Source organism: Verminephrobacter aporrectodeae subsp. tuberculatae At4 (assembly GCF_000193225.1).
In the GTDB taxonomy this organism is placed as follows: Bacteria; Pseudomonadota; Gammaproteobacteria; order Burkholderiales; family Burkholderiaceae_C; genus Acidovorax; species Acidovorax aporrectodeae.
Genome location: NZ_AFAL01000069.1, coordinates 1 through 12,899, shown reverse-complemented (window position 1 = coordinate 12,899; position 12,899 = coordinate 1). Strand labels below are relative to the sequence as shown.

The following is a 12,899-nucleotide window of genomic DNA, read 5'->3' as shown; positions in this document are numbered from 1 at the left end:
CGGCCTGGTGACGGTGACGGGCGGGAAATGGACCACCTACCGCGTGATGGCCGAAGACGTGTTGCAAAAATGCTTCGCGCACGGTCTGCTGCCAGAAAAACCGGCGGGCATGACCGCGCAGCTGCGCCTGGTGGGTGCGCCCCGGGGAGGCGCAGAGCCCGGCCAGCAGCGCATCAGCGACGCGCCGGGCCTGCATTCCTACGGCAGCGATGCCCCCCATGTGCAAAGCCTTCCCGGCGCGCGCACCGACCTGGGCGGCGGTCTGAGCGCGGCCATGGTCCGCTTTGCCGCGCGCCACGAGTACGCCTGCACGGTGGAAGACATGCTCGCGCGCCGCTCCCGGCTGTTGTTCCTGGACGCCCGCAAGGCCATCGATCTGGTGCCCGCCGTGGCGCAGCTTCTGCGCGCGGAATTGGACACCGACCCCCGCCCAGGGGACTTTTTGGCGCTCGCGCAGCAGTACCTGCGCGTGCCGACCTGACGAGGCGCTTGACTTCCGAAATGAACGCGGCGAGAATTGCGGGCTTCGCGCTTGGAAGAGCGCCCGAAGATTTCTGCTTTCTTGCCCAGAGGGAAGCGCTGCAAATGGTTTGCAGTGCGGACGACGGGCCCAAGACTGACCCGGCTGATGGGCCACCCAGGATGCACTTTCCTGGGGCGCCTGCCTCCTGGTGCAAGTTGGGAATATTGAACAATGATCCAGACAGAATCCCGGCTAGAGGTTGCCGACAATACCGGCGCCAAGTCCGTCCTGTGCATCAAGGTGCTCGGCGGCTCCAAGCGTCGCTATGCAAGCATTGGCGACATCATCAAGGTGAGCATCAAGGAAGCCGCTCCGCGTGGCCGCGTCAAAAAAGGTGAGATCTACAGCGCGGTCGTCGTGCGCACGGCCAAGGGCATTCGCCGGGGCGACGGATCGCTCATCAAATTCGACGGCAACGCCGCCGTGTTGCTCAACGCCAAGCTGGAGCCCATCGGCACCCGCATCTTCGGCCCCGTGACGCGTGAACTGCGGACCGAGCGGTTCATGAAGATCGTGTCGCTGGCTCCCGAAGTTCTCTGAAAAGGACGCACCATGAACAAGATTCGCAAGGGCGACGAAGTCATCGTGCTGACCGGCCGCGACAAGGGCCGGCGCGGCACCGTGGCGTTGCGCAAGGACGACACGCACCTCGTCATCGACGGCATCAACCGGGTCAAGAAGCACGTCAAGCCGAACCCCATGAAGGGGACGACGGGCGGCATCATTGAAAAGACCATGCCGATCCACCAGTCCAACGTGGCCATCTTCAACGCCGCCACCGGCAAGGCCGATCGCGTGGGAATCAAGCAGCTGGACGACGGCAAGCGGGTTCGCGTGTACAAGTCCAGCGGCGCTGAAATCAAGACCGCCAGGTAAGCGCAAGAGGCAAACATGGTACGACTCCAGACAATCTACCGCGACAAGATCGCTCCCGAACTGGCGAAGCAGTTTGGCTACACCTCACCGATGCAGGTCCCCCGTCTGAGCAAGATCACGCTGAACATGGGCGTGGGCGAGGCCGTCTCGGACAAGAAGGTGATGGACAGCGCCGTCGCCGACCTGGCCCGCATCGCCGGCCAGAAGCCCGTGGTGACCAAGGCCAAGAAGGCCATCGCCGGTTTCAAGATCCGCGAAGGGCAGGCCATAGGCTGCATGGTCACGCTGCGTGGCGTGCGGATGTACGAGTTCCTGGACCGTTTCGTGACCGTGGCCCTGCCGCGGGTGCGGGACTTCCGCGGGGTCTCCGGCCGCGCGTTCGACGGCCGCGGCAACTACAACGTCGGCGTCAAGGAACAGATCATCTTTCCTGAAATCGAGTACGACAAGGTGGACGCGTTGCGCGGTCTCAATATCAGCATCACCACGACGGCCAAGACCGACGAGGAGGCCAAGGCGCTCCTCGCAGGCTTCCGTTTCCCGTTCAAGAATTGAGGCGATCCATGGCCAAAGTAGCTTTGATCCAGCGCGAACTCAAGCGCGAAAAATTGGTTGCCAAGTACGCAGCCAAGTATGCGCAGCTGAAGGCCACCGCCGGCGACGCCAAGCGCAGCGCGCAAGAGCGTGAAGCCGCCCGCCTGGGCCTGCAGAAGCTCCCGCGCAACGCGAATCCCACGCGCCAGCGCAGCCGCTGTGCAATCACCGGGCGGCCGCGCGGCACCTTCCGTCAATTCGGTCTGGCCCGCGCCAAGATCCGCGAGATGGCCTTTGCCGGCGATATCCCGGGCATCACCAAGGCCAGCTGGTAAGGCCCCGAGCAGGAGAAATTCAACATGAGCATGAGTGATCCCATCGCTGACCTGCTGACCCGCATCCGCAACGCACAGATGGTCTCCAAGACCACGGTCGTGGTGCCTTCGTCCAAGGTGAAGATTGCCATCGTCCAGGTGCTCAAGGACGAGGGTTATATCGACGGCTTCCAGGTGAAGACCGAAGCCGGCAAGTCGGAACTCGAAATTGCCCTGAAGTACTACGCGGGGCGCCCCGTGATCGAACGCATCGAGCGCGTCAGCCGTCCCGGTCTGCGCGTCTACAAGGGGTGCGACGCCATTCCCCAGGTCATGAACGGCCTGGGTGTGGCCATCGTCACCACGCCCAAGGGCGTGATGACCGACCGCAGGGCGCGCGCCACCGGCGTCGGTGGCGAAGTGCTCTGCTACGTGGCCTGACCCGCGGCAGCGAGGAGAAACCGAAATGTCCCGAATAGGAAAAATGCCCGTGACCATCCCCGCCGGCGTGGATGTGTCCGTGAAAGACGACCAGATCTCCGTCAAGGGATCGGGTGGCACCCTGCTGCTTGCGCAAAATGCGCTGGTCCAGGTGTCGAACAATGAAGGCCGGCTCAGCTTTGCGCCGGTCAACGATTCGCGCGAAGCCAACGCCATGAGCGGAACCATCCGCCAGCTGGTGAACAACATGGTCGTCGGCGTCAGCAAGGGTTTCGAAAAGAAGCTCAGCCTGATCGGCGTGGGCTACAAGGCCACGGCGTCGGGTTCGAGCCTGAACCTGGCCGTCGGTTATTCGCATCCGGTGAACGTCGAAATGCCCGCCGGAATCACGGTCGCCACGCCGACCCCGACGGAAATCGTGGTCAAGGGTGCCGACCGCCAGCGCGTCGGTCAGATCGCCGCCGAGATTCGTGCCGTTCGTCCCCCCGAGCCCTACAAGGGCAAGGGCATCCGCTATGCGGACGAAAAGATCACGATCAAAGAGACGAAGAAGAAATAAGGAGCTGCAACATGCTGACCAAGAAAGAGCAGCGTCTTCGCCGTTCGCGCCAGACCCGCATCCGCATTGCACAGCAAGGCGTTGCGCGGCTCACCGTGAACCGCACGAACCTGCATATCTACGCGAATGTGATTTCCGACGACGGCAGCCGGGTGCTCGCCAGCGCATCGACGGCGGAAGCCGACGTGCGCAAGTCGCTCGGTGGTGCATCGGGCAAGGGCGGCAACGCCGCTGCGGCCCAGATCGTCGGCAAGCGAATCGCTGAAAAGGCCAAGGCCGCGGGCGTCGAGAAAGTGGCATTTGATCGCGCAGGCTTTGCCTACCACGGTCGCGTCAAGGCCCTGGCCGACGCGGCCCGTGAAGCCGGACTGCAGTTCTAAGCGGAGCGAAACAGAAAATGGCTAAATTTCAACCCAAGGTGCAAGACGAAGGTCGGGACGACGGTCTGCGCGAGAAAATGATCGCGGTGAACCGCGTGACCAAGGTCGTCAAAGGGGGCCGCATTCTCGGTTTTGCCGCGTTGACGGTGGTCGGCGACGGCGACGGCCGCGTCGGCATGGGCAAGGGCAAGTCCAAGGAAGTGCCCGCTGCCGTGCAAAAGGCGATGGAAGAAGCGCGCCGCAACATGGTCAAGGTTTCGCTGAAGAACGGCAGCATTCACCACAACGTGACGGGGCACCACGGCGCCGCGATCGTGATGATGGCCCCCGCTCCCAAGGGAACCGGAATCATCGCCGGCGGCCCGATGCGCGCAGTCTTCGAGGTCCTGGGCGTGACGGACATCGTGGCCAAGAGCCATGGCTCCTCGAATCCCTACAACATGGTCCGTGCCACCTTCGACGCGCTGACGAATTCGACGACGCCGTCGCAAGTCGCGGCCAAGCGGGGCAAAACGGTTGAAGACATCTTCGCCTGACCGGAGGCTGCATATATGACTACGACGCAACAAACCGTCAAAATCCAGCTGGTGCGCAGCACGATCGGCACCCGGGAATCGCACCGCGCGACCGTGCGCGGCCTGGGTCTGCGCAAGCTCAACAGCGTGCGCGAACTGCAGGACACGCCCGCAGTGCGCGGCATGATCAACAAGATCAGCTATCTGGTCAAAATCCTCTGAGAGATCGGATCATGGAACTCAATAGCATCAAGCCCGCAGACGGCGCCAAGCGCGCCAGGCGCCGCGTGGGCCGGGGCATAGGCTCCGGCCTGGGCAAGACCGCGGGCCGGGGCCACAAGGGCCAGAAGTCGCGCTCCGGGGGCTACCACAAGGTCGGTTTTGAAGGCGGTCAAATGCCGCTGCAACGGCGCCTGCCCAAGCGCGGCTTCAAGTCGCAGCGGCTGCGGTTCAACGCCGAAGTGACGCTCACGGCGCTGGAGAAACTCGGCCTCGCCGAAGTCGATCTGCTGGCGCTCAAGCAGGCCGGCCTGGTGGCCGATCTGGCCAAGGTGGTCAAGGTCATCAAGAGCGGTTCGCTCAGCAAGGCCGTGAAGCTCAACGGCATCGGCGCCACGGTCGGGGCCAAGGCCGCGATCGAAGCTGCGGGCGGCAGCGTCGCCTGAGCGAAGCAGAAGCAGAAGCAGAAAGAGAAAGGCATCCGTGGTTACCCGTGCAGCTCAAATTGCAAAGACCGGCAAGCTCGGCGACCTGCGCCGGCGCCTGGTTTTTCTGTTGCTGGCGCTGGTCGTGTACCGCATCGGGGCGCATATCCCTGTGCCCGGAATCGACCCGGCCCAGCTCCAGCAGCTGTTCAATGGCCAGCAGGGCGGCATCCTGAACCTGTTCAACATGTTCTCGGGCGGTGCGCTCTCGCGCTTCACGGTTTTTGCGTTGGGGATCATGCCGTACATCTCGGCGTCGATCATCATGCAGTTGATGACCTACGTGCTGCCCACATTCGAGCAGCTGAAAAAGGAAGGCGAAGCCGGTCGCAGAAAGATCACGCAGTACACCCGGTATGGCACGCTGGGCTTGGCGGTGTTCCAGTCGTTGGGCATTGCCGTCGCACTGGAGAGTTCTGCGGGCCTGGTCCTGAGCCCCGGCTTTGGCTTTCGCATGACGGCCGTGGTCAGCCTCACGGCGGGAACGATGTTTCTGATGTGGCTGGGCGAGCAGATTACCGAGCGCGGCCTGGGCAACGGAATCTCGATCCTGATCTTCGGTGGGATCGCGGCCGGTTTGCCGAGCTCCATCGGCGGCCTTCTGGAACTCGTGCGCACGGGGGCCATGAGCATTCTGGCGGCCATCTTCATCGTCATCGTCGTGGCGTTGGTGACCTACTTCGTGGTGTTCGTGGAGCGGGGTCAGCGCAAGATTCTGGTGAACCACGCGCGCCGGCAAATGGGCGGCAGCAAGGAGTCCTCGCACCTGCCGCTGAAGCTGAACATGGCAGGCGTGATTCCGCCGATCTTTGCCTCGTCGATCATCCTGCTGCCGGCAACGGTCGTGAACTGGTTCAGCGCCGGCGAATCCATGCGCTGGTTGAAGGACATCTCGGGTGCGCTGACGCCGGGTCAACCCATCTACGTGATGTTCTATGCCGCAGCGATCATTTTCTTCTGTTTCTTCTACACGGCACTGGTGTTCAACAGCCGCGAGACCGCAGACAACCTGAAAAAGAGCGGAGCGTTCATCCCGGGCATTCGCCCCGGCGAGCAGACCGCGCGCTACATCGACAAGATTCTGGTTCGTTTGACCCTGGCAGGCGCCGTGTACATCACCTTCGTGTGCCTGCTGCCGGAGTTCCTGATCCTCAAATACAACGTGCCGTTTTATTTCGGGGGAACATCGCTGCTGATCATCGTGGTGGTGACCATGGATTTCATGGCCCAGGTGCAGAACTACATGATGTCGCAAAAGTATGAATCGCTGCTCAAGAAGGCCAACTTCAGGGGTGGTCGCACGGGTGGTTGAGTTGGATATGGCTTGAACTGGCGCCCCGGAGCGGGCACAGGATTTGTGTTGATTGTGTCCCGTGCAAGCTCGCCGGGACGGATGGAAAAGTTTCAGGAGAATGCAATGAGAGTTTCGGCTTCGGTCAAGAAAATCTGCCGCAACTGCAAGATCATCCGCCGCAAGGGTGTGGTGCGCGTGATCTGCACGGATCTGCGGCACAAGCAACGGCAAGGTTGATTGGAAAGTATCAGAGGACGCATATGGCACGTATCGCTGGCATTAACATTCCGCCGCACAAACACGCGGAAATCGGCTTGACCGCCATTTTTGGCATTGGTCGCCCCCGCGCGCGCAAGATTTGCGACGCAACCGGTATCGCTTACAGCAAGAAGATCAAGGATCTGACGGACGGCGATCTGGAGAAAATTCGCGAGCAAATCGAGCTGTACACCATTGAGGGTGACCTGCGCCGCGAAACCACGATGAACATCAAGCGCCTGATGGACATCGGTTGCTACCGGGGTTTTCGCCATCGCCGCGGCCTGCCCATGCGTGGTCAGCGCACGCGCACCAATGCGCGCACCCGCAAGGGCCCGCGCAAGGGTGCGGCGGCACTGAAGAAATAAAGAGATTCAAGGATCATCATGGCCAAGTCTCCTGCCAACAACGCCGCGCAGCGCGTGCGCAAAAAGGTCCGCAAGAACGTCTCGGACGGCATTGCCCACGTGCACGCATCGTTCAACAACACCATCATCACGATCACCGATCGCCAGGGCAATGCCCTGTCGTGGGCCTCGTCCGGTGGCCAGGGTTTCAAGGGCTCGCGCAAGTCCACCCCGTTCGCTGCCCAGGTGGCGTCGGAAGTGGCCGGGCGTGCTGCCATCGACCAGGGAATCAAGAATCTCGACGTCGAGATCAAGGGCCCCGGACCGGGCCGTGAATCGTCGGTGCGCGCGTTGGGCGCGCTGGGCATCCGCATCACGTCGATCTCCGACGTGACCCCGGTGCCGCACAACGGCTGCCGTCCGCAAAAGCGCCGGCGTATCTGATTTCTCTCAAAGCCCACCGCCACCTGTGAACGCGCAAGCACCTCAGGCGGCTCCCGCAATGGTTTGCGGCAGATGACACAAAGGAAGTTCAAGTGGCACGCTATCTTGGCCCCAAGGCCAAACTCTCCCGCCGTGAAGGCACGGACCTGTTCCTCAAGAGCGCACGCCGCTCGATCGCCGACAAGTCCAAATTCGACTCCAAGCCGGGTCAGCACGGCCGCACCTCGGGTGCCCGCACCTCCGACTACGGCCTGCAACTGCGTGAAAAGCAGAAGGTCAAGCGCATGTACGGCGTGCTCGAAAAGCAATTTCGCCGCTACTTCGAGACCGCCGAAAGCCGCAGGGGCAATACCGGTGCGAATCTGTTGTTCCTGCTCGAGTCCCGCCTCGACAACGTGGTGTACCGCATGGGCTTCGGCTCCACCCGCGCCGAGGCGCGCCAGCTGGTGTCGCACAAGGCGATCACGGTGAACGGCAAGCCCGTGAACATCGCCTCGTACCTCGTGAGGTCGAACGACCTGGTGTCCGTGCGTGAAAAGTCCAGGCAGCAGGCGCGCGTCGTCGAAGCCCTGCAACTGGCTGCCCAGGTCGGCATGCCAGCCTGGGTGAATGTGGACGCCGAGAAGGTCAAAGGCGTCTTCAACAGGGTGCCGGACCGCGATGAATTTGGCGCCGACATCAACGAATCGCTGATCGTCGAGTTGTATTCGCGCTGATCGCCCGGTGCATATTTTTCCAGTAAACAGTCCCTGAACCGCGAAGGATCGTGGTTCAGGCGCTTCACCAGCCTTACCGGCGTAACGAGCTGGGGGTATTGAGAGGAAGTCTGAATGCAAACCAATTTGCTGAAACCCAAGGCGATCAATGTCGAGCAACTTGGTCACAACCGTGCCAAGGTCGAGCTGGAGCCCTTTGAGCGCGGGTACGGTCATACGCTGGGGAACGCCATCCGGCGTGTCCTGCTCTCGTCCATGGTGGGGTATGCGGCGACGGAAGTCACCATTGCCGGTGTTCTGCACGAGTATTCGTCCATCGATGGTGTTCAGGAAGATGTGGTCAACATCCTGCTGAATCTCAAAGGCGTGGTATTCAAGCTGCACGGCCGCGACGAAGTCACGCTGAGCCTGCGCAAGGACGACGAGGGTGTCGTCACCGCAGGTGACATCCAGACTCCCCACGACGTGGAAATCGTCAACCCGGAGCACGTGATCGCCAACCTGTCGCAAGGCGGCAAGCTGGACATGCAGATCAAGGTCGAGAAGGGCCGTGGCTACGTGCCTGGCAGCCTGCGCCGCTACGCCGACGAATCGACCAAGTCGATTGGCCGGATCGTTCTGGACGCCTCGTTCTCCCCCGTCAAGCGTGTGAGCTACACGGTGGAAAGCGCGCGGGTCGAACAGCGCACGGACCTGGACAAGCTGGTCGTCGAGATCGAAACCAATGGCGCCATCACGGCCGAAGACGCAGTGCGCGCGTCGGCCAAGATCCTGGTGGAGCAACTGGCCGTATTCGCCCAGCTGGAAGGTGGCGAACTGGCGGCGTTTGACACACCGACAGGATCGCGCGGGAATGCCTCGTTCGATCCGATCCTGCTGCGCCCCGTGGACGAGCTCGAGTTGACCGTGCGTTCCGCGAACTGCCTGAAGGCGGAGAACATTTACTACATCGGGGACCTGATCCAGCGCACCGAGAACGAATTGCTCAAGACGCCCAATCTGGGTCGCAAGTCGCTCAACGAAATCAAGGAAGTTCTGGCCTCGCGCGGTCTCACGCTCGGCATGAAGCTTGAAAACTGGCCGCCAGCCGGTTTGGACAAGCGCTAAGGGACAGGTTTTTATCGGGTTTTTACGCCCCTTCGGGGAACAGTGCCTCGGGCAGTACCTGATACGGCTGCCTGATCAATCACAAACAAAAGGAAAGCACCATGCGCCACGGACACGGCCTGCGTAAACTCAACCGCACCAGCTCGCATCGCCTTGCGATGCTGCAGAACATGATGAACTCGCTCATCGCGCACGAGGCCATCAAGACCACCTTCCCAAAGCCAAGGAGTTGCGCCGCGTGATCGAACCCATGATCACGCTGGCCAAGGAAGACTCCCTGGCAAACCGCCGTCTGGCATTCAGCCGCCTGCGCGACCGCAACAGCGTGACCAAGCTGTTCGGCGACCTGGGCCCGCGCTTCAAGGCGCGCCCCGGCGGCTACACGCGGATTCTGAAAATGGGCTTTCGCGTGGGTGACAACGCTCCCATGGCGTTGGTCGAACTCGTGGATCGTGCGGCAGAACCCGAAAACCCTGAGGAAGCCGCCGAATAATAGGGTACAATCCCCCTCTTGCCGCGCGATGGAGCAGTCTGGTAGCTCGTTGGGCTCATAACCCAAAGGTCGGAGGTTCAAATCCTTCTCGCGCAACCAATAAAGCCAAACGCCCACCCCGAGTGGGCGTTTGGCTTTATTCATGGAGGAGACGCCGGCGCCATGCAGGCCATCAATTGCGCCGCCGCTGCCTCGGGGTTCGGGGCGTTGACGAGGGCCCGCACGACGGCGATGGAGCCCACGCCCGTGGCCAGCACCTGCGGGAACTGCGCGGCGCCGATGCCCCCGATGGCGACCTGCGGGTAGTTGCGCAGCAAGCGCGCATACGCGCCCAGCCGGCCCAGGCCCTGCGGGGCCGTGGCCATTTTCTTGAGCGTGGTCGGGAACACCGCGCCCATGGCGATGTAGCTCGGGCCCAGCGCGTCCGCACGCAGCATTTCGGCGTAGCCATGGGTGCTGACCCCCAGGCGCAGGCCGGATGCGCGCAGGGTTTGCCGTGCTCCGGGGTCCAGCGCGTCCAGGTCTTCCTGGCCGAGGTGGACGCCATACGCGCCGGCGTCGATGGCCGCCTGCCAATGGTCGTTGATGAACAGGAGCGCGCGGCTCCCCTGCACTGCGCGCACGGCGGCCGCCACTTCCCGCGCGATCGCCCGCGCGTCGGAGGATTTGAAGCGCAGTTGCAGCGCCGGCACCCCCGCGCGCGCCATGCGCGCAACCCAGGCGGCGTCGGGCAGCACGGCGTACAGCCCCAGGCGGTCGGGGCAGGGCGCGAAAGCCCGGGCGCGCGGCACGGCCTGCAGGCCGAAGTCCTCGGGCGCGTCCGGCCACGGCGTTGCCTGGAATGCGCCAACGCGCAGCGTGCGCGCCTGCCAGGCGCGCGCCAGGCATTGCGCGTCGTGCGCCATGAAGCCCAGCGCGCTGCACGCCTGCAGCGCCGCCAGATAGACGGGGTCTGGCGCTGCTGGCTCGGGCGCGGGCTCCCGGGCGAAGCCCGCGAACGCCGCGGCGTGCTGCGCAAGAATCGCCTGCGCCATGGCGTCGATGCCAAGCATGGGTTGCCCAGCGTACCCCGTCAGGGCTTGCGCGCAGCGTTGCTACGGGGAGTCGGTTTGGCCGCGGGTTTCCTGCCCGCAACCTTCTTGGTGGCTGCGGCGGGCTTTTGGGCCGCGCTGGCGCCGGCCGGGGCGCTGCTCGCCGTCTTGCGCGCCTGCCTGGCTGGACCCGTGGGGTTCTCGGCGCTGCTGGCGGACGTGTGCCGGGTGGCGTCCTTCAGGGCATTCGCGGCGATCTGCTGGAACTGGCTGGTGAGCGCGCCCCACCATTGCATCGGATCGACCACGGCCGGTTTGTCCGCGTCCGCTGCCCCGGGCTTGGCGGGCGCTTGCACGGCGGCGGCAGCTTGCACGGTGGCGCCCACGCTGTCTGCGGTCCTGGGCTTGTTGAAGGCATGCGCCACGTCACCCATGCTGAAGTTCATTCCCTTCAGGGTGGCCAGGGTCATCTTCTGCACCTCCAGCGCCTGGACGGTGGCGGCCAGCGCGCGGGAGTTTTGCTCCAGCCAGAACTGCACCACCTTGAGTTCCTCGATGCGCTTGTCCAGCTCTTCCACGCTGAGCGTGGGCGCCACCCAGTTCGAGAGCTTGGGCAGTTGCGCGAAGCTGCTGGACGCCCCCTTGACCAAGCTTTGCAGAAAGTCGAAACCCGGGACGAATTTGCCGAAATCGAAGTTGGATGTGTCGCTCATGGCCGCTGCGCAGGAAGTGGAAGGAGTGGGTCACAGCTTACCCGAATGCATTGCGGCCGTGGGGGCCGCACCAGGGGTTTCGCAATGCCAGGATCGCAAGGATGGAAATGATGCAAAGAGCGATCAGATAAGCCACGAGGTAGGTGGACCGTCCGCCCGCCTGTTGGGTAAGCCAAGTTGCAATAAAAGGTGTCATTCCGGCTATCGTTGCCCCATTCATTTCGCGCACGAAGGCGATGCCGGTAAAGCGATAGCGCGTCGGGAACAGTCCCGTCAAGAAAGCGCCCTGTGATCCTGCCACCGTGCTGAACCCCAGACCGTAGCCGATGGTCATCGCCAGAGCCGCCAGTGCAATGTTCTTTGAATCCATCAACCAGAACATGGGCGCCGCATAAAGCAGGATGAACAAGGTGCCCAGAGCATAAACCTTGGCATGGCCGAAGCGGTCGGATATCGCCCCCATGATGGGAGTGCAGACGATGCCGGCTATGGATGCGAGGATGAGAACGTTCAGGGCGTCGGACTGGGGAAAGGCCAAGTTGTTCACCATATAACTCAAGGCGAAGGTATTCAGCGTGTAGGTAGCAGCATTCGCGCCAGCCATGGCCAGAAAGCCGCAGAGCAGGGCCTTGGGTTGCTCACGCAGCACCTCGCCGAGCGGGATGGCGGCAGCACGCTTTTGCACATCGGCTTGGCCGACTGCCAAAACATATTCTGGAGTCTCTTCCAGGTGCTTGCGGATATATAACGCGACGACCACGAGCACGGCGGAGAACAAGAAAGGGATACGCCAAGCCCAGGACAAGAGATCTTCTTCTGGCAATTGCGAGAGCAGGCGAAAGATGACCGACGCAAGCAGCAGCCCGGCGACTGTAGCGGACAAGACAAATGCCGTGTAGTAGCCCTTTTTCTTGGTTGGAACATATTCTGCGACGAGGACCAGGGCACCTGCATACTCGGCACCGGCCCCCAAGCCTTGGAGCAAGCGCAGTATGACGAGCATGATGGGCGCCATGATGCCAATTTGCGCATGGGTCGGAAGGACACCGATGGCAACCGTCGATACGCCCATCAGCGCGATTGTAAAGATCAGCGCAGGTTTTCGGCCCTTTTTATCGCCAAAATGAGAAATGATGAGACCGCCGATCGGACGCGCCAAAAAGCCGACGGGCCAAGGTCAGGAAAGAGGGCCCGGGTGAGCCGGGTACCGGACAGCGCGGCCCCTGTCCCGTCAGGATGCGCGCGATATCGGCAGCGGCGAGTTCTTGCAGCCGCATGATGGCGTGCTCGGAATACCAAGCAGCGTGCGGGGTGAGGATGAGATTGGGCGCACCGCGCAGTGGGGAGTCTGCCGGGAGCGCTTCGGTTTCGAACACGTCCAGCGCAGCGCCGCTGATGTTGCCTGCGGCGAGTGCCTGGGCCAGCGCTGCTTCGTCCACGAGTCGGCCACGCGCGGTGTTGACGATGATTGCGTCAGGCTTCATGGTGCGCAAGGTCTGCGCATTCACCACATGGGTAGTCTCGGCGGTTGCCGGTGCATGCAGTGAGATCACATCGGCGTGCCTGAATAGCGCGTCGCGCGCTACGCTGATCGCGCCCGCCCGCGGTCTTCTTCAAATTCAACTCTGCGAGTGACTGTTCAGCCTCTCG

21 protein-coding genes, 1 tRNA gene and 1 pseudogene are annotated in these 12,899 nt (G+C 62.7%); 19 read left to right on the top strand and 4 right to left on the bottom strand.

Annotated features, from left to right (window positions below; genetic code table 11):
* From VTU_RS25465 to VTU_RS0102935, 19 genes and pseudogenes are all read left to right on the top strand, one after another.
* Positions 1-481: glycerol-3-phosphate dehydrogenase C-terminal domain-containing protein (locus VTU_RS25465; RefSeq protein WP_010100623.1), on the top strand; the 481-nt coding region annotated here is incomplete at its 5' end.
* Between the two features lie 213 nt (positions 482-694).
* Positions 695-1,063, top strand: coding sequence for a 50S ribosomal protein L14 (rplN, locus tag VTU_RS0103020; RefSeq protein WP_010100621.1), 369 nt, complete (start codon positions 695-697; stop codon positions 1,061-1,063).
* A 12-nt stretch (positions 1,064-1,075) separates the two neighbouring features.
* Positions 1,076-1,399 (top strand): 50S ribosomal protein L24, encoded by a 324-nt coding sequence (rplX, locus tag VTU_RS0103015; RefSeq protein WP_010100620.1) that lies wholly within the window; start codon positions 1,076-1,078, stop codon positions 1,397-1,399.
* 15 nt (positions 1,400-1,414) lie between these two features.
* Positions 1,415-1,954: a 50S ribosomal protein L5 gene (rplE, locus tag VTU_RS0103010; RefSeq protein ID WP_010100618.1), complete on the top strand. Its 540-nt coding sequence runs from the start codon at positions 1,415-1,417 to the stop codon at positions 1,952-1,954.
* A gap of 8 nt (positions 1,955-1,962) precedes the next feature.
* Positions 1,963-2,268 carry a 30S ribosomal protein S14 gene (gene rpsN / locus VTU_RS0103005; RefSeq protein ID WP_010100616.1) on the top strand — a complete coding sequence of 102 codons (306 nt, stop codon included), beginning with the start codon at positions 1,963-1,965 and terminating at the stop codon, positions 2,266-2,268.
* A gap of 24 nt (positions 2,269-2,292) precedes the next feature.
* Positions 2,293-2,688 carry a 30S ribosomal protein S8 gene (gene rpsH, locus VTU_RS0103000; protein WP_010100614.1) on the top strand — a complete coding sequence of 132 codons (396 nt, stop codon included), beginning with the start codon at positions 2,293-2,295 and terminating at the stop codon, positions 2,686-2,688.
* Positions 2,689-2,713: 25 nt separating this feature from the next.
* Positions 2,714-3,247: a 50S ribosomal protein L6 gene (rplF, locus tag VTU_RS0102995; RefSeq protein ID WP_029554051.1), complete on the top strand. Its 534-nt coding sequence runs from the start codon at positions 2,714-2,716 to the stop codon at positions 3,245-3,247.
* A gap of 11 nt (positions 3,248-3,258) precedes the next feature.
* Positions 3,259-3,627, top strand: coding sequence for a 50S ribosomal protein L18 (gene rplR, locus VTU_RS0102990; RefSeq protein ID WP_010100610.1), 369 nt, complete (start codon positions 3,259-3,261; stop codon positions 3,625-3,627).
* 17 nt (positions 3,628-3,644) lie between these two features.
* Positions 3,645-4,163, top strand: a complete 519-nt coding sequence (rpsE, locus tag VTU_RS0102985) for a 30S ribosomal protein S5 (RefSeq protein ID WP_010100608.1) — start codon at positions 3,645-3,647, stop codon at positions 4,161-4,163.
* 15 nt (positions 4,164-4,178) lie between these two features.
* The gene (gene rpmD, locus VTU_RS0102980; RefSeq protein WP_010100606.1) at positions 4,179-4,364 is read left to right on the top strand and encodes a 50S ribosomal protein L30; all 186 of its coding nucleotides are present in this window, start codon (positions 4,179-4,181) and stop codon (positions 4,362-4,364) included.
* A gap of 11 nt (positions 4,365-4,375) precedes the next feature.
* The gene (gene rplO / locus VTU_RS0102975) at positions 4,376-4,807 is read left to right on the top strand and encodes a 50S ribosomal protein L15 (protein WP_010100603.1); all 432 of its coding nucleotides are present in this window, start codon (positions 4,376-4,378) and stop codon (positions 4,805-4,807) included.
* 37 nt (positions 4,808-4,844) lie between these two features.
* Positions 4,845-6,158, top strand: coding sequence for a preprotein translocase subunit SecY (secY, locus tag VTU_RS0102970; RefSeq protein WP_010100601.1), 1,314 nt, complete (start codon positions 4,845-4,847; stop codon positions 6,156-6,158).
* A 105-nt stretch (positions 6,159-6,263) separates the two neighbouring features.
* Positions 6,264-6,377: a 50S ribosomal protein L36 gene (rpmJ, locus tag VTU_RS0102965; protein WP_005793651.1), complete on the top strand. Its 114-nt coding sequence runs from the start codon at positions 6,264-6,266 to the stop codon at positions 6,375-6,377.
* Between the two features lie 23 nt (positions 6,378-6,400).
* On the top strand, positions 6,401-6,766 hold the full coding sequence (rpsM, locus tag VTU_RS0102960) for a 30S ribosomal protein S13 (RefSeq protein WP_010100600.1): 366 nt from the start codon (positions 6,401-6,403) through the stop codon (positions 6,764-6,766).
* An 18-nt stretch (positions 6,767-6,784) separates the two neighbouring features.
* Positions 6,785-7,189 (top strand): 30S ribosomal protein S11, encoded by a 405-nt coding sequence (rpsK, locus tag VTU_RS0102955; protein ID WP_005793662.1) that lies wholly within the window; start codon positions 6,785-6,787, stop codon positions 7,187-7,189.
* A 92-nt stretch (positions 7,190-7,281) separates the two neighbouring features.
* Positions 7,282-7,905 carry a 30S ribosomal protein S4 gene (gene rpsD, locus VTU_RS0102950; RefSeq protein WP_010100592.1) on the top strand — a complete coding sequence of 208 codons (624 nt, stop codon included), beginning with the start codon at positions 7,282-7,284 and terminating at the stop codon, positions 7,903-7,905.
* 114 nt (positions 7,906-8,019) lie between these two features.
* Positions 8,020-9,012 (top strand): DNA-directed RNA polymerase subunit alpha, encoded by a 993-nt coding sequence (locus VTU_RS0102945; protein WP_010100590.1) that lies wholly within the window; start codon positions 8,020-8,022, stop codon positions 9,010-9,012.
* A 101-nt stretch (positions 9,013-9,113) separates the two neighbouring features.
* Positions 9,114-9,505, top strand: a pseudogene (gene rplQ, locus VTU_RS25460) (50S ribosomal protein L17).
* A 22-nt stretch (positions 9,506-9,527) separates the two neighbouring features.
* A tRNA-Met gene (locus VTU_RS0102935) sits at positions 9,528-9,604 on the top strand.
* Positions 9,605-9,645: 41 nt separating this feature from the next.
* On the opposite strand, the gene VTU_RS0102930 is transcribed toward VTU_RS0102935, so the two are convergent.
* The 4 genes from VTU_RS0102930 to VTU_RS25450 are packed head-to-tail and all read right to left on the bottom strand — an operon-like array spanning position 9,646 to position 12,841.
* Entirely contained in the window at positions 9,646-10,557 is a 912-nt protein-coding gene (locus VTU_RS0102930) for a thiamine phosphate synthase (RefSeq protein ID WP_010100588.1), read from the bottom strand.
* 20 nt (positions 10,558-10,577) lie between these two features.
* Entirely contained in the window at positions 10,578-11,249 is a 672-nt protein-coding gene (locus VTU_RS0102925; RefSeq protein WP_010100586.1) for a PhaM family polyhydroxyalkanoate granule multifunctional regulatory protein, read from the bottom strand.
* Positions 11,250-11,286: 37 nt separating this feature from the next.
* Positions 11,287-12,408, bottom strand: coding sequence for an MFS transporter (locus VTU_RS25455; RefSeq protein WP_081479700.1), 1,122 nt, complete (start codon positions 12,406-12,408; stop codon positions 11,287-11,289).
* On the bottom strand, positions 12,362-12,841 hold the full coding sequence (locus VTU_RS25450; RefSeq protein WP_081479699.1) for an NAD(P)-dependent oxidoreductase: 480 nt from the start codon (positions 12,839-12,841) through the stop codon (positions 12,362-12,364). The genes VTU_RS25455 and VTU_RS25450 overlap by 47 nt, the downstream gene beginning before the upstream one ends.
* Between the last annotated feature and the right edge of the window lie 58 nt (positions 12,842-12,899).

Coding starts and splice junctions, on each gene's coding strand:
- rplF (WP_029554051.1), top strand. CDS start 2,714: ATGTCCCGAATAGGAAAAATGCCCGTGACCATCCCCGCCGGCGTGGAT.
- rpsN (WP_010100616.1), top strand. CDS start 1,963: ATGGCCAAAGTAGCTTTGATCCAGCGCGAACTCAAGCGCGAAAAATTG.
- rpsE (WP_010100608.1), top strand. CDS start 3,645: ATGGCTAAATTTCAACCCAAGGTGCAAGACGAAGGTCGGGACGACGGT.
- rplO (WP_010100603.1), top strand. CDS start 4,376: ATGGAACTCAATAGCATCAAGCCCGCAGACGGCGCCAAGCGCGCCAGG.
- rplN (WP_010100621.1), top strand. CDS start 695: ATGATCCAGACAGAATCCCGGCTAGAGGTTGCCGACAATACCGGCGCC.
- rpsH (WP_010100614.1), top strand. CDS start 2,293: ATGAGCATGAGTGATCCCATCGCTGACCTGCTGACCCGCATCCGCAAC.
- rplR (WP_010100610.1), top strand. CDS start 3,259: ATGCTGACCAAGAAAGAGCAGCGTCTTCGCCGTTCGCGCCAGACCCGC.
- VTU_RS0102945 (WP_010100590.1), top strand. CDS start 8,020: ATGCAAACCAATTTGCTGAAACCCAAGGCGATCAATGTCGAGCAACTT.
- rpmD (WP_010100606.1), top strand. CDS start 4,179: ATGACTACGACGCAACAAACCGTCAAAATCCAGCTGGTGCGCAGCACG.
- VTU_RS0102925 (WP_010100586.1), bottom strand. CDS start 11,249: ATGAGCGACACATCCAACTTCGATTTCGGCAAATTCGTCCCGGGTTTC.
- VTU_RS0102930 (WP_010100588.1), bottom strand. CDS start 10,557: ATGCTTGGCATCGACGCCATGGCGCAGGCGATTCTTGCGCAGCACGCC.
- rplX (WP_010100620.1), top strand. CDS start 1,076: ATGAACAAGATTCGCAAGGGCGACGAAGTCATCGTGCTGACCGGCCGC.
- rpsM (WP_010100600.1), top strand. CDS start 6,401: ATGGCACGTATCGCTGGCATTAACATTCCGCCGCACAAACACGCGGAA.
- rpmJ (WP_005793651.1), top strand. CDS start 6,264: ATGAGAGTTTCGGCTTCGGTCAAGAAAATCTGCCGCAACTGCAAGATC.
- rpsK (WP_005793662.1), top strand. CDS start 6,785: ATGGCCAAGTCTCCTGCCAACAACGCCGCGCAGCGCGTGCGCAAAAAG.
- rplE (WP_010100618.1), top strand. CDS start 1,415: ATGGTACGACTCCAGACAATCTACCGCGACAAGATCGCTCCCGAACTG.